Origin of the sequence: Dryocola clanedunensis, assembly GCF_038405435.1 — a bacterium.
In the GTDB taxonomy this organism is placed as follows: Bacteria; Pseudomonadota; Gammaproteobacteria; order Enterobacterales; family Enterobacteriaceae; genus Dryocola; species Dryocola clanedunensis_A.
On record NZ_JBBYHZ010000003.1, the window covers coordinates 306,230 to 332,011 of the forward strand.

Here is a 25,782-nt window from a genome sequence, read left to right on the forward strand (position 1 = left end):
GTAATCCATACAGCTTCAGTGCCGGGATTGTCCCGGCACTGTTGTTTTCCATGAAAGTTAAGGACCTGGAGAGTCTTACTTGAGCCAGGAATATACTGAAGATAAAGAAGTTACATTGAGGAAGCTCAGCAGCGGGCGCCGTTTACTCGAGGCGTTGCTGATCCTTGTCGCCATTTTTGCCGTCTACCTGATGGCCGCCTTACTGAGTTTTAACCCGTCCGATCCGAGCTGGTCCCAGACGGCGTGGCATGAACCTATCCATAATTTGGGTGGGGCGCCAGGCGCGTGGCTTGCGGATACCCTGCTGTTCATCTTTGGCGTCATGGCCTACACCATCCCGGTGATCATTATCGGCGGCTGTTGGTTTACGTGGCAGCAAAGGGGCAGCGAAGATTACATCGACTACTTTGCCGTTTCGCTGCGCCTGATTGGCGTGCTGGCCATGGTGCTGACCTCCTGCGGTCTTGCCTCTATTAATGCCGATGATATCTGGTACTTCGCCTCCGGCGGCGTGATTGGCAGCCTGCTGAGCACGGCGATGATGCCACTGCTTAACAGCAGCGGCGGCACCATTGCGCTGCTGTGCGTCTGGGCCGCTGGTCTGACGCTGTTCACCGGCTGGTCGTGGGTAGGCATCGCTGAAAAAATCGGTAGCGCCGTGCTTGCCGTACTGACCTTTGCCAGCAATCGTACCCGTCGGGACAATACCTGGCAGGACGAGGAGTACGACTACGACGAAGAACAAGCAGAGCCTGACGAAGAACACGAGCCAGCAATGGAGAAACGTGAGTCTCGTCGTGCCCGTATCCTGCGTGGCGCTTTAGCCCGCAAGCAGCGTATATCAGAAAAGTTTGCCAATCCTAACGCGCGTAAAACAGATGCTGCGCTGTTCTCCGGCAAACGTATGGATGACGAAGACGACGTGTTGTTCAGCGCCCGTGGCGTTGAAGCAGACGCGAATGACGTCCTGTTCTCCGGTAATAAAGCGACGCTGCCGGAAGACGAAGAGTACGATCCGTTATTGAGCGGCTACTCCATTGCCGAGCCGGTGGCCGCCGCTGCCGCCGCGACAATGGCTAACCAGGCCTATGCTGGCCCGGCAGTGCCTACGGCGCCAATGCCTGCGGTACAGACGCCTTCTCCGGAGACGGAGACCTCTCCGGCCATTGCCTGGGAGCCAGCGCCAACAACGGTGACTCCGGAGCCCGTTATCGCACCGGCACCGGAAAGCTATACCGCGCCGCGTCAGGCGGAACAGCAGCTCCCGCAGGAGGTGACCAGCCACTGGTCAGCCCCTGCTGCGCCAGAAGCCGAGCCGCAGTATCAGCCTGAACAGGTAGAAGAGGCTAAACCTTCGCGCCCGCCGCTTTACCATTTCGAAGAAGTGGAGGCCCAGCGCGCTCGCGAACGCGAACAGCTTGCGGCATGGTATCAGCCGGTTCATGAACCTAAGCCCGATCCGTACGAGCGCCCGGCGGCGCAGGCAGTAACATCGTCCGCCCCTTCTGTTAGCCCGGCAGTACCGCAGGGCACCCCTGCAATCCCGACGCCGGATGTCACCTCTGCTGCGCCTGTTGTCCAGGAAGCGGCGAAGGTTGCGGCCACGGCTGCTGCATTTACGCCGGTATTCGGTATCGCCAGCGATGCACCGCGTACGCAGGTAAAAGAGGGGATAGGCCCGCAGCTTCCGCGTCCTAATCGTGTCCGTGTCCCAACGCGTCGTGAGCTGGCCTCTTATGGCATAAAGCTCCCGTCCCAGCGTATGGCAGAAGAGCAGGCCGCGCGGGAAGAAGAGCGTCGCCAGAACGGTGGCTACGACGACTACGAAGATGATAACGCCGCCGAGCAGGAGCAGCATGAGCTGGCCCGCCAGTTCTCCGCCCAGCAGCAGCAGCGTTACGGTCAGGAATACGAAGCGGAGCAGCCTTCTCAGGAAGACGAAGATGCGGCTGAGCAGGCAGAGCTGGCGCGCCAGTTCGCAGCTCAGCAACAGCAGCGCTACGAGCAGGCACCTGCGCCTGCAAATGCACCGTTCTCGCTGGATGATTTCGACTTCTCGCCAATGAAAGCCCTGGTGGACGATGGCCCAAGCGAGCCGCTGTTTACCCCGAGCGTGATTGAAGAGCCGACCCCGGTTCAGCCAGCCGCTCCACAGGGATATGGTCAGCAGCCGGCCCAGCAGCAGTATCAGGCCGCCCCTGCGCAGCCTGCTTACCAGCCGCAGCAGCCCGCAGCGCCACAGCCGCAGGAAAGTTTGATTCACCCGTTCCTGATGCGTAACGGCGACGACCGTCCGCTGCAGAAGCCGACCACGCCGCTGCCGTCGCTGGATCTGCTTACGTCACCTCCTGCGGAGGTTGAGCCAATTGATACCTTCGCGCTTGAGCAAATGGCGCGCCTGGTGGAAGCCCGCCTGGCGGATTACCGCATTAAAGCGGACGTCGTGGACTACTCTCCGGGCCCGGTTATCACCCGTTTCGAACTGGATTTAGCCCCTGGCGTCAAGGCCGCGCGTATCTCTAACCTGTCACGTGACCTTGCCCGTTCGCTCTCGACCGTTGCCGTGCGCGTAGTGGAAGTTATTCCGGGCAAGCCGTACGTTGGCCTGGAATTACCGAATAAAAAGCGCCAGACGGTTTATCTGCGTGAAGTGCTGGACTGCGCGAAGTTCCGCGAAAGCACTTCTCCGCTGACCGTTGTGCTGGGTAAAGACATCGGCGGGGAATCCGTTGTCGCCGACCTGGCGAAAATGCCTCACCTGCTGGTGGCGGGTACAACCGGCTCCGGTAAGTCCGTGGGCGTGAATGCGATGATCCTCAGCATTCTCTACAAGGCGACGCCGGAAGAAGTTAAGTTCATCATGATCGACCCGAAAATGCTCGAGCTGTCGGTCTATGAAGGCATTCCTCACCTGTTGACCGAAGTGGTCACCGACATGAAAGACGCCGCCAACGCCCTGCGCTGGAGCGTCAACGAGATGGAACGCCGCTACAAGTTAATGTCCGCGCTCGGCGTGCGTAACCTTGCAGGTTATAACGAACGCGTGCTGGAAGCCGAACGCATGGGTCGTCCAATTCCTGATCCGTTCTGGAAACCGGGCGACAGCATGGACGTTACGCATCCAATGCTTGAAAAACTGCCGTATATCGTGGTGCTGGTGGATGAATTCGCCGACCTGATGATGACCGTGGGTAAAAAAGTAGAAGAGCTGATTGCTCGCCTGGCGCAGAAGGCGCGTGCGGCGGGGATCCACCTTGTGCTTGCTACCCAGCGCCCATCCGTTGACGTTATCACCGGCCTGATAAAAGCGAACATCCCGACGCGTATCGCCTTTACCGTATCGAGCAAGATCGACTCCCGTACCATCCTGGATCAGGGCGGCGCGGAATCACTGCTCGGCATGGGTGATATGCTTTACTCCGGCCCTAACTCCACCACGCCTGTACGTGTGCACGGCGCTTTTGTGCGCGATCAGGAAGTTCACGCGGTGGTACAGGACTGGAAAGCGCGGGGTCGTCCGCAATATATTTCCGGCATCACCTCCGATAGCGAGGGTGAAGGCGGAGCGGGCGGCGGTCTCGACGGCGATGAAGAGCTGGATCCGCTATTTGACCAGGCCGTGGCTTTTGTCGTTGAAAAACGCAAAGCGTCAATTTCCGGCGTTCAGCGCCAGTTCCGTATCGGCTATAACCGCGCGGCGCGCATCGTTGAACAAATGGAAGCGCAGGGTATCGTGAGTCCGCAGGGGCATAACGGTAACCGCGAGGTGCTGGCACCGCCGCCGTTCGAGTGATGACCAGCATAAAAGCCGCCGCCGCGGCTTTTATGCAAAGAAGGGTAAATTGCCGAAAAATCAGCTTTTTCTTCTGTTGTTTCGCTTTCGCTCTGCACTAAAGTGGACAACAGAAGCGCCGCCGCGCCGTCGCGCGGAGGCAACTGAATACAGAGGAATAATAATGAAAAAGATCGCCATTGCCTGTGCTTTGTTAACCACTTTTGCCGCAACCAGCGTTTGGGCGGATGCCGCAGGCGACCTGAAAGGGCGCCTGGATAAAGTCAGCAGCTTCCACGCCAGCTTCACCCAGAAAGTCACCGACGGCAGCGGTGCTGCGGTGCAGGAAGGCCAGGGCGACCTGTGGGTTAAGCGTCCAAATCTGTTCAACTGGCATATGACCCAGCCGGACGAAAGCATCCTGGTGTCCGACGGTAAAACCTTATGGTTCTACAACCCGTTCGTTGAGCAGGTCAGCGCGACCTGGCTGAAAGACGCCACCAGCAACACGCCGTTTATGCTGATCGCGCGTAACCAGACCAGCGACTGGCAGCAGTACAACATCAAACAAAACGGTGATGACTTTGTGCTGACGCCGAAAACCAGCGCCGGTAACCTTAAGCAGTTCACCATTAACGTAGGGCGCGACGGGATCATCCACCAGTTCAGCGCGGTAGAGCAGGACGAGCAGCGCAGCAGCTACGCGCTCAAAACCCAGCAGAACGGCGCGGTGGACATGAGCAAGTTTACTTTCACCCCGCCAAAAGGCGTGACGGTGGACGACCAGCGTAAGTAGAGGTCTGAGTGGGCAATCTGTCGCTCGATTTTTCTGATAACACCTTCCAGCCTCTGGCCGCCCGTATGCGGCCAGAGAACCTGGCGCAGTACATCGGCCAGCAGCACCTGCTGGCACCCGGCAAACCCCTGCCGCGGGCGATTGAAGCAAGGCATCTGCATTCAATGATCCTGTGGGGGCCGCCCGGCACCGGTAAAACCACCCTCGCCGAAGTGATTGGTCGCTATGCGAATGCCGACATAGAAAGGATTTCAGCGGTCACTTCGGGCGTAAAAGAGATCCGCGAAGCCATAGAACGTGCCCGCCAGAACCGCAACGCAGGCCGCCGCACTATTCTGTTTGTGGATGAAGTCCACCGCTTCAATAAAAGCCAGCAGGATGCATTTCTGCCGCACATTGAAGATGGCACCATCACCTTCATCGGTGCCACCACCGAAAACCCCTCTTTCGAGCTGAACTCGGCGCTGCTGTCCCGCGCCCGTGTGTATCTGCTGAAATCCCTCACCGTGGACGATATCGAACAGGTGCTGGATCAGGCAATGAACGACAAAGAGCGTGGCTACGGCAACCAGGCCGATTTGGTTCTGCCGGATGAAACACGCAAAGCTATTGCCGAACTGGTCAACGGCGACGCCCGCCGGGCGCTCAACACGCTGGAAATGATGGCGGACATGGCGGAGGCGGACGCCAAAGGCAAACGAGTTTTGCAGACGACGCTGCTCACTGAAATTGCCGGTGAACGCAGCGCCCGTTTTGATAATAAAGGCGACCGCTTTTACGACCTGATTTCCGCGCTGCATAAATCCGTGCGCGGTTCAGCTCCGGATGCTGCGCTCTATTGGTATGCGAGGATTATCACCGCTGGTGGCGATCCGCTGTATGTCGCGCGTCGTTTGCTCGCCATTGCTTCGGAAGATGTGGGCAATGCCGATCCGCGCGGCATGCAGGTAGCCATATCAGCCTGGGATTGCTTTACCCGCGTTGGCCCGGCAGAAGGGGAACGCGCCATTGCCCAGGCTATCGTTTACCTGGCCTGCGCGCCGAAAAGTAACGCCGTTTATACCGCCTTCAAAGCCGCAATGGCAGACGCCCGCGAGCGCCCGGATTACGACGTGCCGGTTCATCTGCGCAATGCACCAACCAAACTGATGAAAGAGATGGGTTACGGGCAGGAGTATCGCTACGCCCATGACGAGCCCAACGCCTACGCCGCCGGTGAAGTCTTCTTCCCGGAGGAAATGGCACAAACACGCTATTATTCTCCGACAAACAGAGGTCTTGAGGGCAAGATAGGTGAAAAGCTCGCCTGGCTTGCTGAACAGGATCAGAAAAGCCCCACAAAACGCTACCGCTAATGCAGGCGTTGCGGTAAGGTTAGCAAGACTATCAATGCGGTTGCAGGCTGTGACCGCATCCCCTTCATTTAATTCGATAAGCACAGGATAAGCATGCTCGATCCCAATCTGCTGCGTACAGAGCCAGACGCAGTCGCTGAAAAACTGGCACGCCGAGGCTTCAAGCTGGATGTAGAAACGCTGCGCTCCTTAGAAGAGCGTCGTAAAGTGCTGCAGGTCAATACAGAAAACCTGCAGGCTGAACGTAACTCGCGATCGAAATCCATCGGCCAGGCGAAAGCGCGTGGGGAAGACATCGAGCCGCTGCGTCTGGAAGTGAACAAGCTGGGTGAAGAGCTGGACGCGGCGAAAGCCGAGCTCGACGAGCTGCTGGCTGAGATCCGCAATATTGCGCTGACGCTGCCAAACATTCCGGACGACTGCGTACCGCTGGGCAAAGACGACAGTGAAAACGTTGAAATCAGCCGCTGGGGCGAGCCGCGTAAATTCGATTTCGAAGTGCGCGACCACGTGACGCTGGGCGAGATGGCTAAAGGCCTGGATTTCGCTGCTGCCGTTAAGCTGACCGGCTCTCGCTTTGTTGTGATGCAAGGGCAAATTGCCCGTATGCACCGTGCCCTGAGCCAGTTCATGCTCGACCTGCACACCGAACAGCACGGCTATATTGAAAACTACGTACCGTACCTGGTAAACCAGGACACCCTGTACGGCACAGGCCAGCTGCCGAAGTTCGGCGGCGATCTGTTCCATACCCGTCCGCTGGAAGAAGAAGCTGACGCCAGCAACTATGCGCTGATCCCAACCGCAGAAGTTCCGCTGACCAACCTGATGCGCGACGAAATCATCGACGAAGATTCTCTGCCGATGAAGCTAACCGCGCATACGCCGTGTTTCCGCTCCGAGGCGGGTTCTTACGGTCGTGACACCCGAGGTTTGATCCGTCAGCACCAGTTCGACAAAGTCGAAATGGTACAGATCGTTCGTCCGGAAGATTCTATGGACGCGCTGGAAGAGATGACCGGTCACGCTGAGAAAGTGCTGCAGCTGCTGGGTCTGCCTTATCGTAAAGTCCTGCTGTGCAGCGGCGATATCGGTTTTGGCGCTCGCAAAACTTACGATCTGGAAGTCTGGCTTCCGGCGCAGGACACCTACCGCGAAATCTCCTCTATCTCTAACTGCTGGGATTTCCAGGCACGCCGCCTGCAGGCACGCTGCCGCAGCAAGGCCGACAAGAAAACCCGCCTGGTGCACACCCTGAACGGTTCCGGCCTGGCCGTAGGCCGTACGCTGGTTGCCGTGCTGGAAAACTACCAGCAGGCAGATGGCCGCATCGAAGTACCGGCAGCGCTGCGTCCGTACATGAACGGGCTCGACTATATCGGTTAATTATTCAACTCAGCTATGGGTTGAATGTAAAAAGCGCCTCAGGGCGCTTTTTTTATGCGCGAAACAATCTCAAACCAGCAGATTATCCGCCTTCTTTGATGCCAGACAATAACGCCTACCCCTAAGGAAGTATCATTGCCGCCAGAAAGTGGGTGATGATTTCATAATTATTTATTCAAGAAACTTATCATTTGGCCGCCGTGATTTATATGACGTGACTCGACAGGCTAATCAGCATAACTCTAATTTCACCGACGCTTACTTTCTCTCTTTGGCTGCAATGGAGCCGCGGGCCGTTGATCCTGCGGTTGTGCTGACAGCTTATTTTAAACGTGAGCAAACAAAGTAGGTCATCATGACTGATAAAACCCCTAACGCGATCCTCGCGGCAGAGGTAAGCCGCCGTAAGCTGGTGACAACCACGGCTATCGGTGGGCTGGCTGCGGCGAGTAGCGCCTTCTCATTACCGTTCTCCCGTATGGCTTTCGCACAGACTCCTGCTGGCACCGTTAGCGGCAGCGAGAAAGTAGTGTGGAGCGCCTGTACGGTCAACTGCGGCAGCCGCTGCCCGCTGCGCATGCACGTGGTAGACGGTGAAATCAAATATGTGGAAACCGACAACACCGGCGATGACGACTACGAAGGGCTGCACCAGGTGCGCGCCTGTCTGCGTGGCCGCTCCATGCGCCGTCGCGTCTATAATGCTGACCGTCTTAAGTATCCGATGAAGCGTGTAGGCGCTCGCGGGGAAGGGAAGTTCGAGCGCATCAGTTGGGAAGAAGCCTTTGATACTATCGCCGCCAGCATGAAGGGCATTATCAAAGAGTACGGCAACGAAGCCATTTACCTGAATTACGGCACCGGCACGCTGGGTGGCACAATGACCCGCTCCTGGCCGCCAGGCTCCTCGCTTATCGCCCGCATGATGAATTGCGTGGGCGGCTATCTCAACCACTACGGCGACTACTCTACCGCGCAGATTGCCGCAGGCCTGAACTATACCTACGGCGGCTGGGCGGACGGCAACAGCCCTTCAGACATTGAGAACAGCAAGCTGGTAGTGCTCTTTGGTAATAACCCCGGCGAAACGCGCATGAGCGGCGGCGGGGTGACTTATTATCTCGAGCAGGCTCGCGAAAAATCTAACGCCCGTATGATCATCATCGATCCGCGCTATACCGATACCGGCGCAGGCCGTGAAGATGAGTGGATCCCGATTCGTCCGGGCACCGATGCGGCGCTGATCTCAGCGCTGGCGTGGGTGATGATTACTGAGAATCTGGTCGATCGGCCGTTCCTGGATAAATACTGCGTTGGCTATGACGAAAAGACTATGCCAGCGGGTGCGCCTGCTAACGGGCATTATAAAGCTTACATCCTGGGCCAGGGCGAAGATGGCATTGCGAAAACGCCGGAATGGGCTTCGCAGATCACCGGTATTCCGGTCGATCGCATCATTAAGCTAGCCCGCGAAATTGGCGGTACGAAACCTGCGTTTATCAGCCAGGGCTGGGGCCCGCAGCGTCACTCAAACGGCGAGCTGGTTTCCCGTGCTATCGCCATGCTGTCCATTCTGACCGGTAACGTGGGGATTAACGGCGGCAACAGCGGCGCGCGTGAAGGCTCTTACGATCTACCGTTCGTGCGCATGCCAACCCTTGAAAACCCGGTGCAGACCAGCATCTCAATGTTCATGTGGACGGATGCTATTGAGCGCGGCCCGGAAATGACCGCTACCCGCGACGGCGTGCGCGGCAAGGACAAACTCGATGTGCCAATTAAGATGGTCTGGAACTACGCCAGCAACTGCCTGATTAACCAGCACTCCGAAATCAACCGCACCCACGATATCCTGCAGGACGACAAGAAGTGCGAGATGATTGTGGTTATCGATAACCACATGACCTCCTCGGCTAAGTACGCCGATATCCTGCTGCCGGACTGCACCGCGTCTGAGCAGATGGACTTCTGTCTGGATGCCTCCTGCGGCAACATGTCCTACGTGATTTTTGCCGGGCAGGCCATTAAGCCCCGCTTCGAATGCAAAACCATCTACGAGATGACCACCGAGCTTGCTAAACGCATGGGCGTTGAGCAGCAGTTCACCGAAGGCCGTACTCAGGAAGGCTGGATGCGCCACCTGTACAAGCAGTCTCAGGAAGCGATTCCAGACCTGCCGAGCTTCGAAGAATTCCAGCAGCAGGGCATCTTCAAGCAGCGCGATCCGGAAGGGCATCACGTGGCGTACAAAGCGTTCCGTGAAGACCCGGCGGCCAACCCGCTGACAACCCCGTCGGGTAAAATCGAAATCTACTCGGCCCAGCTTGCAGAAATCGCCGCGACCTGGCAGCTGCCGGAAGGCGACGTTATCGATCCGCTGCCGGTTTACAGCCCTGGATTCGAAAACTACGGCGATCCGCTTACCGAGAAATGGCCGCTGCAGCTGACGGGCTTCCACTACAAAGCGCGTGCTCACTCCACCTATGGCAACGTTGAGGTGCTGAAGGCCGCGTGCCGTCAGGAAATGTGGATTAACCCAATCGACGCGCAGAAGCGCGGCATCGCCAACGGCGATGTTGTGCGTATTTTTAATGGCCGCGGCGAAGTACGCATTAATGCTAAAGTCACTCCTCGTATCATTCCTGGCGTTGTCGCGCTGGGGGAAGGGGCCTGGTACAACCCGGATGCAAACAAAATTGACCATGCGGGCAGTATCAACGTGTTAACCACCCAACGTCCGTCTCCGCTGGCGAAAGGTAACCCATCCCACAGCAACCTGGTTCAGGTCGAAAAGGCGTAAGGAGTAGCTGATGACAACCCAGTACGGATTTTATATTGACTCGAGTCGCTGCACCGGCTGCAAAACCTGCGAGCTGGCCTGCAAGGACTACAAAAACTTAGGCCCGGACGTCAGCTTCCGCCGCATTTATGAATACGCGGGCGGCGACTGGCAGGAGGATAACGGTGTTTATCATCAGAACGTCTTCGCCTATTACCTGTCGATAGCCTGTAACCACTGCGAAGACCCGGCCTGCACCAAGGTTTGCCCGAGCGGTGCAATGCACAAGCGTGAAGACGGTTTTGTCGTCGTTAACGAAGAAGTGTGCATCGGCTGCCGCTACTGCCACATGGCCTGTCCTTACGGCGCGCCGCAGTACAACGCCGAGAAAGGCCACATGACCAAGTGCGACGGCTGCTATGACCGCATCGCAGACGGCAAAAAGCCGATCTGCGTCGAGTCTTGCCCGCTGCGCGCGCTGGATATGGCGCCAATCGACGAGCTGCGCAAAAAATATGGCGAGCAGGCTGCCATTGCGCCGCTGCCTTCTGCGCACTTCACCAAACCAAATATCGTCATTAAACCTAACGCCAACGGCCGCCCCTGCGGGGATAAAACCGGCTATCTGGCCAACCCGAAGGAGGTCTGAAATGGGTAACGGATGGCATGAATGGCCGCTGATGATTTTTACCGTGCTCGGCCAGTGCGTAGCGGGTGGGTTTATCGTCATGGCGCTTGCACTGCTGAACGGCGTTGACGACCGCGCTCAGCAAAAGCGGGTGCAGTGGGCAATGATCGTGCTCTGGGTGCTGATGGGAATTGGGTTCATCGCTTCCATTCTCCACCTTGGCTCACCGCTGCGCGCCTTTAACTCCCTTAACCGCATTGGCGCCTCTGCGCTTAGCAACGAGATTGCCAGCGGCTCGGTGTTCTTCGCCGTCGGCGGATTCTGGTGGCTTATCACCGTGATGGGCAAAATGCCCGCGGCGTTAGGGAAGCTATGGATGATCCTCACAATGGTGCTGGGCGTCTTCTTCGTCTGGATGATGTGCCGCGTGTACCTCATTGACACAGTGCCAACGTGGTACAGCGTTTATACGCCGCTGAGTTTCTTCCTGACGATGTTTATCGGCGGCCCGCTGCTGGGCTATCTGCTGCTCCGTGCGGCGGGCGTAACGGGCTGGGGGATGCGTTTGCTGCCGGTAATCACGCTAGCTGGAGTGATCGTCAGCACCGTTGTCGTGCTTTTGCAGGGTATGGAGCTGGCAACGATTCAAAGCTCGATTCAGCAGGCCTCTGCGCTGATCCCTCAGTACGGCACGCTGATGTCCTGGCGCCTCGCTCTGCTGGTGGTAGCGCTGGTTTGCTGGATAGTGCCGCAGCTTAAAGGACGTCAGCCCAACGTGGGTCTGCTGACACTAGCCTTTGTGCTGGTGGTGGCGGGCGAGCTGATTGGTCGCGGCGTGTTCTACGGTCTGCATATGACGGTAGGCATGGCTATTGCGAGTTAATTCTCGACTTAATTAATTAGCGCGCCTGCGGGCGCGTTTTTTATTTCCGGCACCTGCTAAGCCTTTCGAATAAGAAAATATCATGTCGTTTACCATGAAATTTTTCATCCGATCCGCTGCGTTTTATTTTGCATGATCCCATCAAAAACAGCGGGATAGCAATTTAGCTTAGCGGCAGGGTCGTCGGGAGGATTAGTTTTACAAATCGACAGGCCTGATTTCGCCACAGGCCCCGTCAGCACTGGATTGACAATAGTTTTGCCGGTGGCATTATGCGCACAAATTTCTTCTCTTCCTCGCGGTTTTTACATGTCCACCTATACCCGGCCAGTGATGCTTTTGCTCTGTGGCCTGATGCTGTTGACCCTGGCCATAGCGGTTTTAAATACGCTGGTGCCGCTATGGCTTGCCCACGAACACCTGCCAACCTGGCAGGTGGGTATGGTTGGCTCGTCCTATTTTACCGGCAATCTGCTGGGTACGCTGGTCACCGGCTGGTTAATTAAGCGCTACGGCTTTAACCGCAGCTATTATCTGGCCTCGCTGATTTTTGCCGTTGGCTGCGTCGGGCTGGGCCTGATGGTCGGCTTCTGGAGCTGGATGATGTGGCGCTTCGTTGCCGGGGTTGGCTGCGCGATGATTTGGGTTGTGGTGGAAAGCGCGCTGATGTGCAGCGGGACTTCGCGCAACCGTGGTCGCCTGCTTGCCGCTTACATGATGGTTTATTATGTGGGTACCGTGCTGGGCCAGCTGATGGTCAGCAAGATGCCAACGGATATCGTCAGCGTGCTGCCGTGGGTCACCGGCATGATTCTGGCCGCCATTCTTCCTCTGCTGTTCACGCGCATCGTAAATGACCGCAGTGAGAATCAGGAGTCAACTCCCGTGTGGCCAATGCTGCGCCTGCGTCACGCACGCCTTGGGGTCAACGGCTGCATTATTTCCGGTATCGTTCTGGGCTCGCTGTATGGCCTGATGCCGCTCTACCTTAACCACCAGGGCGTCAGCGATTCCGGCATCGGCTTCTGGATGGCGGTGATGGTCAGCGCGGGAATTGTCGGGCAATGGCCGGTAGGGCGCCTGGCCGATCGCTATGGTCGCCTGCTTGTTTTACGCGTGCAGGTGTTCGTTATTATTCTTGGCTGCCTGGCAATGCTCACCGGCGCTGCGATGGGGCCGGTGCTGTTTGTCCTCGGCGCGGCTGGCTTCACGCTTTATCCTGTGGCCATGGCCTGGGCATGTGAGAAGGTAGAGCATCATCAGCTGGTGGCGATGAACCAGGCGCTGCTGCTGAGCTACACCATTGGCAGCCTGCTGGGGCCAACGCTTACTGCGATGCTGATGCAGAGCTACTCAGACGACCTGCTGTTTGTGATGATTGCGGGCGTCGCGTTCGTTTATTTGCTGATGCTGCTGCGCAAGGCGGGGCATCATCCAACGCCCGTGGCGCACGCCTGAATGGCTTAATGCAGATGTGAAAATGGCCCTCATTGCATTGAGGGCCATTTTTTTAATACATAACTTTGTGACCGTATTGTTCGAGAATGCCTTTCACACGCTCCATGGTCTCTTTCTTCGGCGGATGAACGCCATCCAGCTTGTACTCTTCGCCCATTGCCACCCACTTGTGCTTGCCCAGCTCGTGGTACGGCAGCAGTTCGATTTTCTCTACGTTGCCCATATCGCGGGTGAATTCGCCCAGGCGGTGCGCGGAATCGTCATCGTCTGACCAGCCCGGCACGACCACGTAGCGGATCCAGACGTTGATGTTTTTCTTCGACAGATACTTAGCAAATTCCAGGGTGCGGTGGTTAGAGACGCCAACCAGGTTCTGGTGGATTTCATCGTTCATCTGTTTCAGATCGAGCATCACAAGATCGGTCACTTCCAGCAGTTCATCAATTACCGGATCGTAGCGGCGAACAAAACCGTTGGTGTCGAGGCAGGTATGAATACCTTCTTTGTGGCAGGCGCGGAACCAGTCGCGCACAAACTCGGCCTGCAAAATGGCTTCGCCGCCGGAGGCGGTCACGCCGCCGCCGGAAGCATTCATAAAGTGGCGATAGGTCACCACCTCTTTCATGAGCTCTTCCACGGTGATTTCGTTGCCGCCGTGCGTATCCCATGTATCACGGTTATGGCAGTACAGGCAGCGCATCAGGCAGCCCTGGAAGAAGGTGATAAAACGAATACCGGGGCCATCCACGGTACCGCATGATTCAAAGGAATGAATTCGGCCAATTACTGACATTGCGGTGTTTTCTCCAGTATTGGCGGATGTATTTACATCTGCCAGGTTGAGCGCGGTCTATGTCCAGAATGCCGCGTCGAATCAGTTTTGCAGGATACCCGTCATACTTCAACCTGCAGGGGTGGTGGCTGCACTCCCTCACCCCACTCACTTACTTTAGTAAGCACCTGGGGATTTACTCCCTTGCCGTCTACCTGCAAATTGAATTATTTAGGGTACAAAATTTAACGTTATATAGCAGTTATCCTGCAAAACTGGCTCTGACATAAGAAAAGGCCCCACCGAAGTGGAGCCTTTATTCTACGCCTTTTCAGACAAACCGGGTATTACATGGTTTGGGTGAAGGTACGGGTAATAACGTCCTGCTGCTGTTCTTTAGTCAGGGAGTTAAAACGTACGGCGTAACCGGAAACGCGGATGGTCAGCTGAGGATATTTCTCAGGGTGTTCCATCGCATCCAGCAGCATTTCACGGTTCATCACGTTCACGTTCAGGTGCTGACCACCTTCGATGGACGCTTCGTGGTGGAAGTAACCATCCATCAGACCCGCGAGGTTAGTTTTACGCACTTCGTCGTCTTTACCCAGCGCGTTTGGCACGATGGAGAAGGTATAAGAGATACCATCTTTCGCGTAGGCAAACGGCAGTTTTGCAACGGAGGTCAGAGAGGCAACGGCACCTTTCTGGTCACGACCATGCATTGGGTTAGCACCTGGACCGAACGGAGTACCTGCGCGACGGCCGTCTGGGGTGTTACCGGTTTTCTTACCATAAACCACGTTAGAGGTGATGGTCAGAACAGACTGAGTCGGGATAGCGTTACGGTAAGTAGTCAGCTTCTGAATTTTCTTCATGAAACGTTCTACCAGGTCAACCGCGATGTCATCTACGCGAGGATCGTTGTTACCGAACATTGGGTATTCGCCTTCGATTTCGAAGTCGGTCGCCAGACCATCTTCGTCACGAATTGGTTTAACTTTCGCGTATTTGATTGCGGACAGGGAGTCAGCAGCAACGGAAAGACCCGCGATACCACAAGCCATGGTGCGAACAACGTCACGGTCATGCAGAGCCATCAGAGACGCTTCGTAGCTGTACTTATCATGCATGTAGTGAATGATGTTCAGCGCGGTGACGTACTGCTTAGCCAGCCAGTCCATGAAGTGGTCCAGGCGATCCAGCACGTTATCGTAGTCCAGAACGTCTGCGGTGATTGGCGCTTCTTTAGGACCAACCTGCATTTTCAGTTTTTCATCAACGCCGCCGTTGATGGCATACAGCATGGTTTTCGCCAGGTTAGCACGAGCACCGAAGAACTGCATTTGCTTACCAACAACCATTGGGCTTACGCAGCAAGCGATAGCGTAGTCGTCGTTGTTGAAGTCAGGACGCATCAGATCGTCATTCTCATACTGCAGAGAAGAGGTATCGATGGAGACTTTAGCCGCGTATTTTTTGAAGTTCAGCGGCAGCTTTTCTGACCACAGGATGGTGATGTTCGGCTCCGGAGACGGCCCCATGGTGTACAGGGTGTTCAGGAAGCGGAAGCTGGATTTGGTGACCAGAGTACGGCCATCAACGCCCATCCCGGCGATAGATTCAGTTGCCCAGATTGGGTCACCGGAGAACAGCTCATCGTACTCAGGGGTACGCAGGAAGCGAACCATACGCAGTTTCATGACCAGGTGGTCAATCATTTCCTGTGCGTCAGTTTCGGTGATTTTGCCTGCTTTCAGGTCACGTTCGATGAAGGCATCCAGGAAGGTGGATACGCGACCGAAGGACATTGCAGCGCCGTTCTGAGATTTAACCGCAGCCAGGTAGCCGAAGTAAGTCCACTGAATAGCTTCCTGAGCGTTGGTTGCAGGACCAGAGATATCGCAGCCATATTTAGCAGCCATTTCTTTGATCTGACCCAGCGCACGGTGCTGTTCGGAGATCTCTTCACGCAGACGGATAGTCGCTTCCAGATCTTCACCGTTTTCCAGCTTGGTCTGCAGTGAGTTGAACTGAGCGAACTTGTCTTTCATCAGGAAGTCGATGCCGTACAGCGCTACGCGACGGTAGTCACCGATGATACGACCACGGCCATACGCATCTGGCAGACCGGTGATAACACCTGATTTACGGCAGTTCAGGATGTCTTTGGTGTAAACATCAAATACGCCCTGGTTGTGCGTTTTGCGGTATTCGGTGAAGATCTTCTTAAGCATTGGGTCGAGTTCACGACCGTATACTTTACAAGAACCTTCAACCATTTTGATGCCGCCAAACGGAATGATGGCACGTTTCAGAGGCGCATCAGTCTGCAGGCCCACGATGGTTTCGAGGGACTTGTTGATGTAACCAGCATCATGGGAAGTGATGGTGGAAGCGAGGTCGGTATCGAAGTCAACAGGCGCGTGAGTGCGGTTTTCCTGTTTAACGCCTTCCATAACGTTGTCCCACAGCTTGGTAGTTGCGTCAGTCGCACCTGCCAGGAAGGACTCGTCGCCCTCGTAAGGGGTGTAGTTTTTCTGAATGAAGTCACGTACGTTTACTTCATTCTGCCAGTCGCCTTTGGCAAAACCTTCCCAGGCTGTGGCTAACTTTTCATTAAGCTCGGACATTTAACACCTACCTTCTAATGTGGATTTCTTATTCCCTGCTGATGGACGGCACTTAGTGCTTGTCGCCACCGCGCAGATAAATTACCCAGTATGTCAACCCAACCAACAAACCACCGCCGATGATGTTCCCGATAGTGACCGGAATCAGGTTATCGGTGATGAAGTTCATAATGGTCAGATGAGAGAAATTGTCCGGAGACGACCCGACTGCGGTCCAGAATTCCGGGCTTGCGAAGTTACGTACTACGATACCCATAGGGATCATGAACATGTTTGCGATACTGTGCTCAAAGCCGCTGGCAACAAACATGGCGACCGGCAGTATCATAGCAAACATCTTGTCCATTAAACTGCGACCGGAGTAGCTCATCCAGACCGCCAGACAAACCATCAGGTTCGCAAGAATACCGAGGCACACGGCTTCGATAAACGTGTGGTGCATTTTATGGTCGGCGGTCTGCAGCACGTTCATGCCCCAGGCCCCGTTGTCGGTCATATACATACCTGACAGCCAGATAAGCAGCACAAACAGCAGTGCGCCAACCAGGTTACCGATATAAACGTTTACCCAGTTACGGGCCAGCTGTCCCCACGTGATACGACCGCTCGCCTTAGCGACGACAATCAGTACGGTGGAGGTGAAGAGGTCAGCCCCGCAGATAACGCAAAGAATCAAACCTAAAGAGAAGCATGTCCCGCCAATCAGCTTAGCGATACCAAAGGGGACGCCCGCGGTACCGGTAGTGGCGGTGATGTAGAAAACGAAGGCAATCGAGATGAATACGCCAGCGGTGATCGCTAAATAAAACGTAGTCAGCGGATGTTTTGTTGCTTTATAGACGCCAGCGTCTTCGGCAACTTTTGCCATGGCTGGAGGAAGTAATACTTCAAAAGGGTTGTCAGTTTTCACACTAACTCTCTCTTATTTATTCGGCGACGAGATACTAACAAAGCATTATAGAGTAAAATTTGACATGGATCATATCTCGCCAAGCTTATAGGCCTGTGAAAAGCAGGTGATTAGCCGACTTTTAACGTAAGTTTTTGATTATCCCAATAAAAATAAATTTTAATAATTATACGGTAATTTGAATTTTGCGAGCCACGCTCCTTTTCAAGGTTAATTAAAACGGAGTATTTCAAAATAATCGCAACATAATTTATAGATTAATCTTTAAATATGTCACCATTATTTAACTCGCGGATTACATATGAAATTATTTTCGCCGCAATAAAAACAAGGGGCAATTAAATTGCCCCGTAATATAGCGTAGAGAGGGCGATCGAATCACCCGAAACAGCTGATTGTTAGCTGGCCTGCCAGAAACGCGCCTTGGCACGCTGCAGCTTTTCATAGGCCGCTAACAGCGCCTGATGGGCAGGGAAGGCTTGCAGATCGTCGTCCACGGCCTGCAGACCGTAGAAGGCTGCTTCGCCGGAAAGCGCAGCGCTTGCCGCTTCAACGGTTTCTGCGCCGTACATACGAACGAAGGCGTTCAGATACTGTAGCGGTTCACGTTCCTCTTCCATAGCCAGCAGCAGAAGCGTTTGCAGGCAGCGGTAGTAATTAGCCCGTTCTGCGCTAAAGAGGGAGGCATTGAACTCCATCGTCCACTCGGTCCAGATTAGCGCCTGCTCGGTGTCACCGCCGGCCAGCGCCAGCATCGCCTTCAGTTCGCCGATGCGCAGCGTATACCAGCCGTTATCTTTACCGGTTGCCAGACCCAGCAGCTCGCGCACGCGGGTAAAGTCATCGTGGCCTTCTTCATCCAGCTGAGAAATCAGATTGAGATAGTCCTGCTGCTCCCACTCGCTGCCCGGCAGGGCGAGAATAGTTTCACGCAGGTGATAGCCCATATTGTTGTTGGCTAACAGCAGGTCTTCAGCCGGATAGATATCCGACATGCCCGGCACGATGATACGGCAGGCGTAAACATCCAGATGCTGATAATCCGCGATATAAACTTCCTGGTCTTCCGCATCAAAGATGGCCATCAGCGTGGCAAACTCTTCTTCCGTGGTGCCGGAGAAGCTCCAGTCAGCGAACGGATAATCTGCATCCTGCTTGAACATATCCCAGGAAATCAGGCCGCTTGAGTCGATAAAGTGGGTTTCAAGGTTGGCGTGCTCCGCAACTTCTTCGTCATCGAAGGTCGGCGGGGTAAACACATCCAGATCTTTCAGGCCACGGCCCTGCAGCAGCTCGGTCACCGTACGCTCCAGCGCAACGCCGAAGTCCGGGTGCGCGCCGAAAGAGGCGAAGCAGGTGCCGTTAGCCGGGTTGAACAACACGACGCAAATAACCGGGTATTTACCGCCGAGCGAGCCATCGTAGGCAAAGATCGGGAAGCCTTCCGCTTCAAGCGTGGCGATAGACTCGACAACGCCTGGGTAGCGAGCAAGCACTTCCTGCGGGATTTCCGGCAGGCTGATGCTTTCGGCGATAATTTTGTTCTTGATGTGACGCTCAAACACCTCTGACAGGCCCTGAACGCGCGCCTCGTTGGCGGTGTTACCAGCGGACATGCCGTTGGAGACGTACAAATTGCCGATAATATTCATAGGAATATAGACAGTTTGCTGATCCGACTGACGAGTGAACGGCAGGGCGCAGATACCACGCTCTTCGTTGCCCGACTGAAGGTCAATCAGCATACCAGCGGTCAGTTCGTTTTCAGGATCGTAAAACGCGCGCAGGCGATCGTCGAGAATTCCTGCCGGCAGCTGCTCATCTTCCGGGATCGCAAACCATTTTTCGTTCGGGTAGTGCACGAATGGACCGTTAGCGATGGTTTTACCCAGCCAGAAGTCTGCGAAGAAATAGTTAGTGGACAGACGCTCGAAGTATTCGCCAAGCGCGGAAGCCAGAGCGGCTTTTTTAGTCGCACCCTTGCCGTTGGTAAAGCACAGCGCGCTGTCTTTATCACGAATATGCACGGACCAGACGTTGGGCACCGGATTCAGCCAGGAGGCCTCTTCAATATTAAAGCCGAGGTCGGCAAGCTGCTTCTGGAAGCGAGCGATGGAATCTTCCAGTGCGGCATCTTTGCCAGGAATAAAGGTTTGGGTCATCAGGGGTTCACTTTTGTCGTACGCAAAGCGCGCAATGATACGGGTTTTAGCGGGCTGAGGCTATCCCAGGCCGCTTGCAGGCGAAGCTAGCATAACAGGCTATGCTTATGGTCAGTAACTGACTGTAATGGCGAAGAAAATGAAGACATTTGATTTACAGCGTATGGCGTTTGATGAAATGCCCCCGGACTTCTTATGGGAAGTCGCCGTGCGCAGCGTTTATACCTTTATTCTTGTATTCCTGTTTTTAAAAATCACGGGCCGCCGCGGCGTGCGGCAGATGTCGCTTTTTGAAGTGCTGATTATCCTGACGCTGGGCTCGGCGGCGGGCGACGTAGCGTTTTATCATGATGTGCCGATGCTGCCGGTCTTTGTGGTCTTTATCACGCTAGCCTGCCTCTATCGTCTGGTTATGTGGCTGATGAGCCACAGTGAAAGACTTGAACATCTCTTTGAAGGTAAGCCTGCCGTTATCATCGAAGAGGGGGAGCTTGCCTGGGAAAAAATGGAATCCCAGAATATGACGGAGTTTGAATTCTTTATGGAGCTGCGTCTGCACGGCGTGGAACATCTGGGCCAGGTGCGTCTGGCGATACTGGAAACTAACGGGCAGATAAGCGTCTATTTCTTCCCCGACCATCTCGTCAGACCCGGCTTGTCCATCCTTCCAGAACCCTGCAATGAACGGTTTAAACAGGTTCCAGAAGATGGCGATTACGCCTGTATCCGCTGTAGTGAAGTGGTGACATTTAATGCCGGAGAAGATTTACCGTGCCCGCGCTGTGAACATCAGCAGTGGGTAAAAGCCTCTACCGCTAAGCGTGTGACCTGACGGGGAAAATAGGGCTTTTTGTAGCCGGGATGGTGAATTGTTTTGTGTGATGTGGCGCACATTACCCCCGGCTGTCTGATTAACCGTTGCAGCCTCTGCGAGTGAATGATAAAACCGATGACGTAATAAAAACTTATTGCTAAAAGGTTGGTGAGGGGAAATGGCTCAGGTATACAATTTTAGTTCTGGCCCGGCAATGCTGCCGGTCGAAGTGCTTCGTCGTGCACAGCACGACCTCTGTGACTGGAATGGTTTAGGCACCTCCGTTATGGAGATTAGCCACCGCAGTAAAGAGTTCATTCAGGTCGCGGAAGAGGCCGAACAGGATTTTCGCGATCTGCTGCAAATCCCCTCGAACTATAAAGTATTGTTCTGCCACGGCGGCGGACGCGGCCAGTTTTCAGCCTTACCGTTAAACCTGCTGGGCGACAAAACAACGGCCGACTATATTGACGTCGGCTACTGGGCCCACAGCGCAATTAACGAAGCGCAAAAATACTGCTCGCCGGTCGTATTCGATGCCAAAACCACCGTTGATGGCCTGCGCGCTATCAAGCCGATGAGCGAATGGCAGGTTTCCGACAACAGCGCCTATCTGCACTACTGCCCGAATGAAACCATTGACGGCATAGCCATCCACGAAACGCCTGACTTTGGCGATACCGTGGTCACCGCCGACTTCTCCTCCACTATTCTGTCTCAGCCTCTGGATATCAGCCGTTTTGGCGTCATCTATTCCGGCGCGCAGAAAAATATCGGGCCTGCTGGCCTGACTATCGTTATCGTCCGCGAAGATCTGCTGGGTAAAGCCCATCAGGCCTGTCCTTCTATTATTGATTACACCGTGCTTAATGAAAACGACTCGATGTTCAATACGCCACCGACCTTCGCCTGGTATCTCTCCGGCCTGGTGTTCAAGTGGCTGAAAGAGCAGGGCGGCGTGAGCGCGATGGACAACATCAACCAGGCGAAGTCGGACCTGCTGTATGGCGTTATCGATAAGAGCGACTTCTACCGAAACGATGTGGCTCCCGCTAACCGTTCACGCATGAACGTGCCGTTCCAGCTGGCGGACAGCGCGCTGGATAAACTCTTCCTGGAAGAGTCGTTCGCAGCAGGCTTGCATGCTCTGAAAGGCCACCGGGTTGTTGGCGGCATGCGTGCGTCAATCTATAACGCAATGCCGCTGGAAGGCGTGCAGGCGCTGACTGATTTTATGGTTAACTTCGAACGTCGCCACGGTTAAGCCGGGCGCGTTGTATTTCTCCCCGCGGGCGATGCTCGCGGGGTTTATTTTGTTTGATTTGAGAGTACATTCCCCATGCTGGAATCCCTGACGTTACAACCCATCGCGCTGGTTGACGGCACCATCAATCTTCCTGGTTCAAAAAGCGTCTCTAACCGGGCTCTGCTGCTGGCAGCCCTTGCCCGTGGCACGACGGAACTGACTAACCTGCTTGATAGCGATGATGTTCGTCATATGCTTAACGCGCTTAGCGCGCTGGGCGTCAGCTATACGCTTTCTGCCGATCGCACCCGCTGTGAAGTTACCGGCATGGGTGGCGCTTTACAGGCGCCGGGCGAACTGGAACTGTTCCTGGGCAATGCCGGAACGGCGATGCGCCCGCTGGCGGCGGCGCTGTGCCTCGGCAGCAATAACATCGTCCTGACGGGCGAGCCGCGGATGAAAGAGCGCCCGATTGGTCATCTTGTGGATGCCCTGCGCCAGGGCGGCGCGCAGATTGACTATCTTGAGCAGGAAAATTATCCGCCGCTGCGCCTGCGCGGTGGTTTTGCTGGTGGGCAAGTTTCCGTTGACGGTAGCGTTTCAAGCCAGTTCCTCACCGCGCTGCTGATGACCGCGCCGCTGGCGGCTGCTGACACCGAAATCACCATTAAAGGTGAGCTGGTATCAAAACCTTATATCGACATCACGCTGCACCTGATGAAAACCTTCGGTGTGGAAGTCGAAAACCGTGATTACCGCAGCTTTGTAATTCGCGGCGGCCAGCATTACCAGTCGCCTGGTGCGTATCTGGTCGAGGGCGATGCTTCCTCTGCCTCCTACTTCCTGGCAGCTGGCGCCATCAAAGGCGGCACCGTAAAAGTGACCGGTATTGGGCGTAACAGCGTGCAGGGTGATATTCGCTTTGCGGACGTGCTGGAAAAAATGGGCGCGAAGGTAACCTGGGGTGAAGACTTCATCGCCTGCGAGCGGGGTGAGCTGAACGCCATCGATATGGACATGAACCATATCCCTGACGCGGCCATGACTATCGCGACGGCGGCGCTGTTCGCCAAAGGCACCACGACGCTGCGCAACATTTACAACTGGCGCGTCAAAGAGACCGACCGTCTGGCAGCGATGGCTACCGAGCTGCGTAAGGTTGGCGCAGAGGTGGAAGAGGGTGAAGACTACATCACCGTCACGCCTCCGGCGCAGCTGAAGTTCGCCGACATTGCCACCTATGACGATCATCGTATGGCTATGTGTTTCTCTCTGGTGGCGCTGTCTGATACTCCGGTAACCATCCTCGATCCGAAGTGCACCGCGAAAACCTTCCCGGACTATTTTGACCGGCTCGCCAGCATCAGCACTCCGGCGTAACGCTCCAGGACCGCATCATTCGATGCGGTTTTTTTATCCCTCTACGTTTCCTTACAACGTTGTTGCGCAAATCTTCTACACTCAGCGTGGATCCCGTGGATATTTCGCAGGAAAGATAACAGTCCTGGCAGGGCTGACGTATAATGCGCGGCGTTTACGACTAAGCCCGCATTTCTGCGAGAAGGAGAAATAGATGACGGCACCCGCTCCAGTAATAACCATTGATGGCCCTAGCGGTGCAGGTAAAGGCACGCTGTGTAAGGCTATGGCGGAAGCGCTGCAATGGCATCTGCTTGACTCCGGCGCAATTTATCGTGTGCTTGCTCTGGCCGCGTTACATCATCAGGTTGATGTCGCTTCCGAGGAGGCGCTGGTCCCCCTGGCCGCCCACCTTGACGTGCGCTTTGTTGCCAGCAACGGCGAACTTGAAGTGATACTTGAAGGCGAAGATGTCAGCGGTGAAATTCGTACTCAGGAAGTGGCGAATGCTGCCTCTCAGGTTGCGGCATTCCCTCGCGTTCGTGAAGCGCTGCTGCGCCGCCAGCGGGCTTTCCGCGAAGCGCCGGGCCTGATCGCTGACGGACGAGACATGGGCACCGTGGTTTTCCCGGATGCACCAGTAAAAATTTTCCTCGATGCTTCCTCCGAGGAACGCGCGCACAGACGTATGCTACAGTTGCAGGAAAAGGGCTTTAGTGTTAACTTTGAGCGACTTTTGGCCGAAATAAAAGAACGCGACGATCGCGATCGTAACCGGTCCGTAGCGCCGTTGGTGCCCGCAGCAGATGCCTTAGTGCTGGATTCAACCAGCATGTCGATTGACGAAGTCATCGAACGCGCACTGGCCTACGCACGAGAAGTGCTGGCCGCGTAAGCGGCTATTAAAGAAGAATTTTGTCAATATTGTCATGACATTGCCATGGCGATATCCCTACAGATCGGGTAAAATTTGCCCCCTGTAATCTAACCCTGTCGGCAAGGAGCCAATGGCGGGGTATGTCAAACAACCCCATTCGGCGGGACGCTAAATGGACGTTAAACTAAAGAACCTTGAAGATTAACAACATGACTGAATCTTTCGCTCAACTCTTTGAAGAATCCCTGTTAACAATCGAAACCCGTCCGGGTTCCATCGTTCGTGGCGTTGTAGTTGCTATCGACAAAGACGTAGTACTGGTTGACGCCGGTCTGAAATCTGAGTCTGCGATCCCTGCTGAGCAATTCAAAAACGCTGCTGGCGAACTGGAAATCCAGGTAGGCGACGAAGTTGATGTTGCTCTGGACGCAGTTGAAGATGGCTTCGGCGAAACTCTGCTGTCCCGTGAGAAAGCTAAGCGTCACGAAGCCTGGATCACGCTGGAAAAAGCTTACGAAGAAGCTGAAACTGTGGTCGGTGTTATCAACGGTAAAGTTAAAGGTGGCTTCACTGTTGAGCTGAACGGTATTCGCGCGTTCCTGCCAGGTTCCCTGGTTGACGTTCGTCCGGTTCGCGACACTCTGCACCTCGAAGGCAAAGAGCTTGAGTTCAAAGTAATCAAGCTTGACCAGAAACGTAACAACGTTGTTGTTTCTCGCCGTGCTGTTATTGAATCTGAAAACAGCGCAGAACGCGATCAGCTGCTGGAAAACCTGCAGGAAGGCATGGAAGTTAAAGGTATCGTTAAGAACCTTACTGACTACGGTGCATTCGTTGATCTGGGCGGCGTTGATGGCCTGCTGCACATCACTGACATGGCATGGAAACGCGTTAAGCATCCAAGCGAAATCGTGAACGTTGGCGACGAAATCACTGTTAAAGTGCTGAAGTTCGACCGCGAGCGTACTCGTGTTTCTCTGGGCCTGAAGCAGCTGGGCGAAGATCCATGGGTAGCTATCGCTAAGCGTTACCCAGAAGGTACTCGTCTGACTGGCCGCGTGACCAACCTGACCGACTACGGCTGCTTCGTTGAAATCGAAGAAGGCGTTGAAGGCCTGGTGCACGTTTCAGAAATGGACTGGACCAACAAAAACATCCACCCATCCAAAGTTGTTAACGTTGGTGACGTAGTGGAAGTTATGGTTCTGGATATCGACGAAGAACGTCGTCGTATCTCCCTGGGCCTGAAGCAGTGCAAAAACAACCCATGGCAGCAGTTTGCTGAGACCCACAACAAGGGCGACCGCGTTGAAGGTAAAATCAAGTCTATCACTGACTTCGGTATCTTCATCGGCCTGGACGGCGGCATCGACGGCCTGGTTCACCTGTCTGACATCTCCTGGAACGTTGCAGGCGAAGAAGCAGTACGTGAATACAAGAAAGGCGACGAAATCGCAGCTGTGGTTCTGCAGGTTGACGCAGAGCGCGAACGTATCTCCCTGGGCGTTAAACAGCTCGCAGAAGATCCGTTCAACAACTACGTTGCGCTGAACAAGAAAGGTACTATCGTTACTGGTAAAGTAACGGCAGTTGACGCGAAAGGTGCTACAGTTGAATTAGCAGATGGCGTAGAAGGCTACCTGCGTGCTTCTGAAGCGTCCCGTGACCGCGTTGAAGATGCAACTCTGGTTCTGAACGTAGGCGACGACGTTGAAGCTAAATTCACCGGCGTTGACCGTAAAAACCGTGTTGTAAGCCTGTCTGTTCGTGCGAAAGACGAAGCTGACGAGAAAGATGCAATTGCGACTGTTAACAACAAACAGGAAGAAGGCAACTTCTCTAACGCAATGGCTGAAGCATTCAAAGCAGCTAAAGGCGAGTAATCGTCCGAGCGCTAAATCAGGGCGGCTACGGCCGCCCTTGTTCGATTGATAGCTGTAAGCTAATTTTCCTGA

Annotated in this window: 17 protein-coding genes; 13 read left to right on the forward strand and 4 right to left on the reverse strand. The window is 55.0% G+C overall.

Annotated elements, in window-relative coordinates:
• Window positions 1-79 precede the first annotated feature (79 nt).
• The 8 genes from AAE045_RS09065 to AAE045_RS09100 all read left to right on the forward strand — a co-directional run bounded on the left by AAE045_RS09065 (window position 80) and on the right by AAE045_RS09100 (window position 13,057).
• Window positions 80-3,793 (forward strand): DNA translocase FtsK 4TM domain-containing protein, encoded by a 3,714-nt coding sequence (locus AAE045_RS09065; RefSeq protein WP_455547425.1) that lies wholly within the window; start codon window positions 80-82, stop codon window positions 3,791-3,793.
• Between the two features lie 163 nt (window positions 3,794-3,956).
• The gene (gene lolA, locus AAE045_RS09070; protein WP_455547426.1) at window positions 3,957-4,568 is read left to right on the forward strand and encodes an outer membrane lipoprotein chaperone LolA; all 612 of its coding nucleotides are present in this window, start codon (window positions 3,957-3,959) and stop codon (window positions 4,566-4,568) included.
• Window positions 4,569-4,576: 8 nt separating this feature from the next.
• A complete protein-coding gene (locus AAE045_RS09075) occupies window positions 4,577-5,923 on the forward strand; it encodes a replication-associated recombination protein A (RefSeq protein ID WP_455547427.1) in 1,347 nt (448 codons plus the stop codon).
• A gap of 93 nt (window positions 5,924-6,016) precedes the next feature.
• Window positions 6,017-7,309 carry a serine--tRNA ligase gene (serS, locus tag AAE045_RS09080; RefSeq protein WP_455427586.1) on the forward strand — a complete coding sequence of 431 codons (1,293 nt, stop codon included), beginning with the start codon at window positions 6,017-6,019 and terminating at the stop codon, window positions 7,307-7,309.
• A 355-nt stretch (window positions 7,310-7,664) separates the two neighbouring features.
• Window positions 7,665-10,109 carry a dimethylsulfoxide reductase subunit A gene (dmsA, locus tag AAE045_RS09085; RefSeq protein WP_455547428.1) on the forward strand — a complete coding sequence of 815 codons (2,445 nt, stop codon included), beginning with the start codon at window positions 7,665-7,667 and terminating at the stop codon, window positions 10,107-10,109.
• A gap of 10 nt (window positions 10,110-10,119) precedes the next feature.
• The gene (locus AAE045_RS09090) at window positions 10,120-10,737 is read left to right on the forward strand and encodes a DMSO/selenate family reductase complex B subunit (protein WP_455547429.1); all 618 of its coding nucleotides are present in this window, start codon (window positions 10,120-10,122) and stop codon (window positions 10,735-10,737) included.
• 1 nt (window position 10,738) lies between these two features.
• Window positions 10,739-11,599 carry a dimethyl sulfoxide reductase anchor subunit family protein gene (locus AAE045_RS09095; RefSeq protein ID WP_455547430.1) on the forward strand — a complete coding sequence of 287 codons (861 nt, stop codon included), beginning with the start codon at window positions 10,739-10,741 and terminating at the stop codon, window positions 11,597-11,599.
• Window positions 11,600-11,908: 309 nt separating this feature from the next.
• Window positions 11,909-13,057 carry an MFS transporter gene (locus AAE045_RS09100; protein ID WP_455547431.1) on the forward strand — a complete coding sequence of 383 codons (1,149 nt, stop codon included), beginning with the start codon at window positions 11,909-11,911 and terminating at the stop codon, window positions 13,055-13,057.
• A 52-nt stretch (window positions 13,058-13,109) separates the two neighbouring features.
• Here AAE045_RS09100 and pflA read toward each other — a convergent pair whose 3' ends face one another.
• The 4 genes from pflA to ycaO all read right to left on the reverse strand — a co-directional run bounded on the left by pflA (window position 13,110) and on the right by ycaO (window position 19,531).
• Complete coding sequence (gene pflA / locus AAE045_RS09105) at window positions 13,110-13,850, reverse strand: pyruvate formate lyase 1-activating protein (RefSeq protein WP_455547432.1); 741 nt, start codon at window positions 13,848-13,850, stop codon at window positions 13,110-13,112.
• Window positions 13,851-14,176: 326 nt separating this feature from the next.
• Window positions 14,177-16,459 carry a formate C-acetyltransferase gene (pflB, locus tag AAE045_RS09110; RefSeq protein ID WP_455547433.1) on the reverse strand — a complete coding sequence of 761 codons (2,283 nt, stop codon included), beginning with the start codon at window positions 16,457-16,459 and terminating at the stop codon, window positions 14,177-14,179.
• Between the two features lie 52 nt (window positions 16,460-16,511).
• Entirely contained in the window at window positions 16,512-17,369 is an 858-nt protein-coding gene (gene focA, locus AAE045_RS09115; RefSeq protein WP_455547434.1) for a formate transporter FocA, read from the reverse strand.
• A gap of 398 nt (window positions 17,370-17,767) precedes the next feature.
• On the reverse strand, window positions 17,768-19,531 hold the full coding sequence (gene ycaO, locus AAE045_RS09120; RefSeq protein ID WP_455547435.1) for a 30S ribosomal protein S12 methylthiotransferase accessory factor YcaO: 1,764 nt from the start codon (window positions 19,529-19,531) through the stop codon (window positions 17,768-17,770).
• 139 nt (window positions 19,532-19,670) lie between these two features.
• On the opposite strand from ycaO, the gene AAE045_RS09125 reads away from it, so the two are divergent.
• The 5 genes from AAE045_RS09125 (at window position 19,671) to rpsA (ending at window position 25,710) form a co-directional block, all read left to right on the forward strand.
• A complete protein-coding gene (locus tag AAE045_RS09125) occupies window positions 19,671-20,363 on the forward strand; it encodes a DUF421 domain-containing protein (protein ID WP_455547436.1) in 693 nt (230 codons plus the stop codon).
• Between the two features lie 160 nt (window positions 20,364-20,523).
• Window positions 20,524-21,609 carry a 3-phosphoserine/phosphohydroxythreonine transaminase gene (serC, locus tag AAE045_RS09130; protein ID WP_455547437.1) on the forward strand — a complete coding sequence of 362 codons (1,086 nt, stop codon included), beginning with the start codon at window positions 20,524-20,526 and terminating at the stop codon, window positions 21,607-21,609.
• A gap of 78 nt (window positions 21,610-21,687) precedes the next feature.
• The gene (gene aroA, locus AAE045_RS09135) at window positions 21,688-22,971 is read left to right on the forward strand and encodes a 3-phosphoshikimate 1-carboxyvinyltransferase (RefSeq protein WP_455547667.1); all 1,284 of its coding nucleotides are present in this window, start codon (window positions 21,688-21,690) and stop codon (window positions 22,969-22,971) included.
• Between the two features lie 193 nt (window positions 22,972-23,164).
• Window positions 23,165-23,845, forward strand: coding sequence for a (d)CMP kinase (cmk, locus tag AAE045_RS09140; RefSeq protein ID WP_455427597.1), 681 nt, complete (start codon window positions 23,165-23,167; stop codon window positions 23,843-23,845).
• Window positions 23,846-24,036: 191 nt separating this feature from the next.
• Window positions 24,037-25,710 (forward strand): 30S ribosomal protein S1, encoded by a 1,674-nt coding sequence (rpsA, locus tag AAE045_RS09145; protein WP_455547438.1) that lies wholly within the window; start codon window positions 24,037-24,039, stop codon window positions 25,708-25,710.
• The last annotated feature ends 72 nt before the right edge of the window (window positions 25,711-25,782 follow it).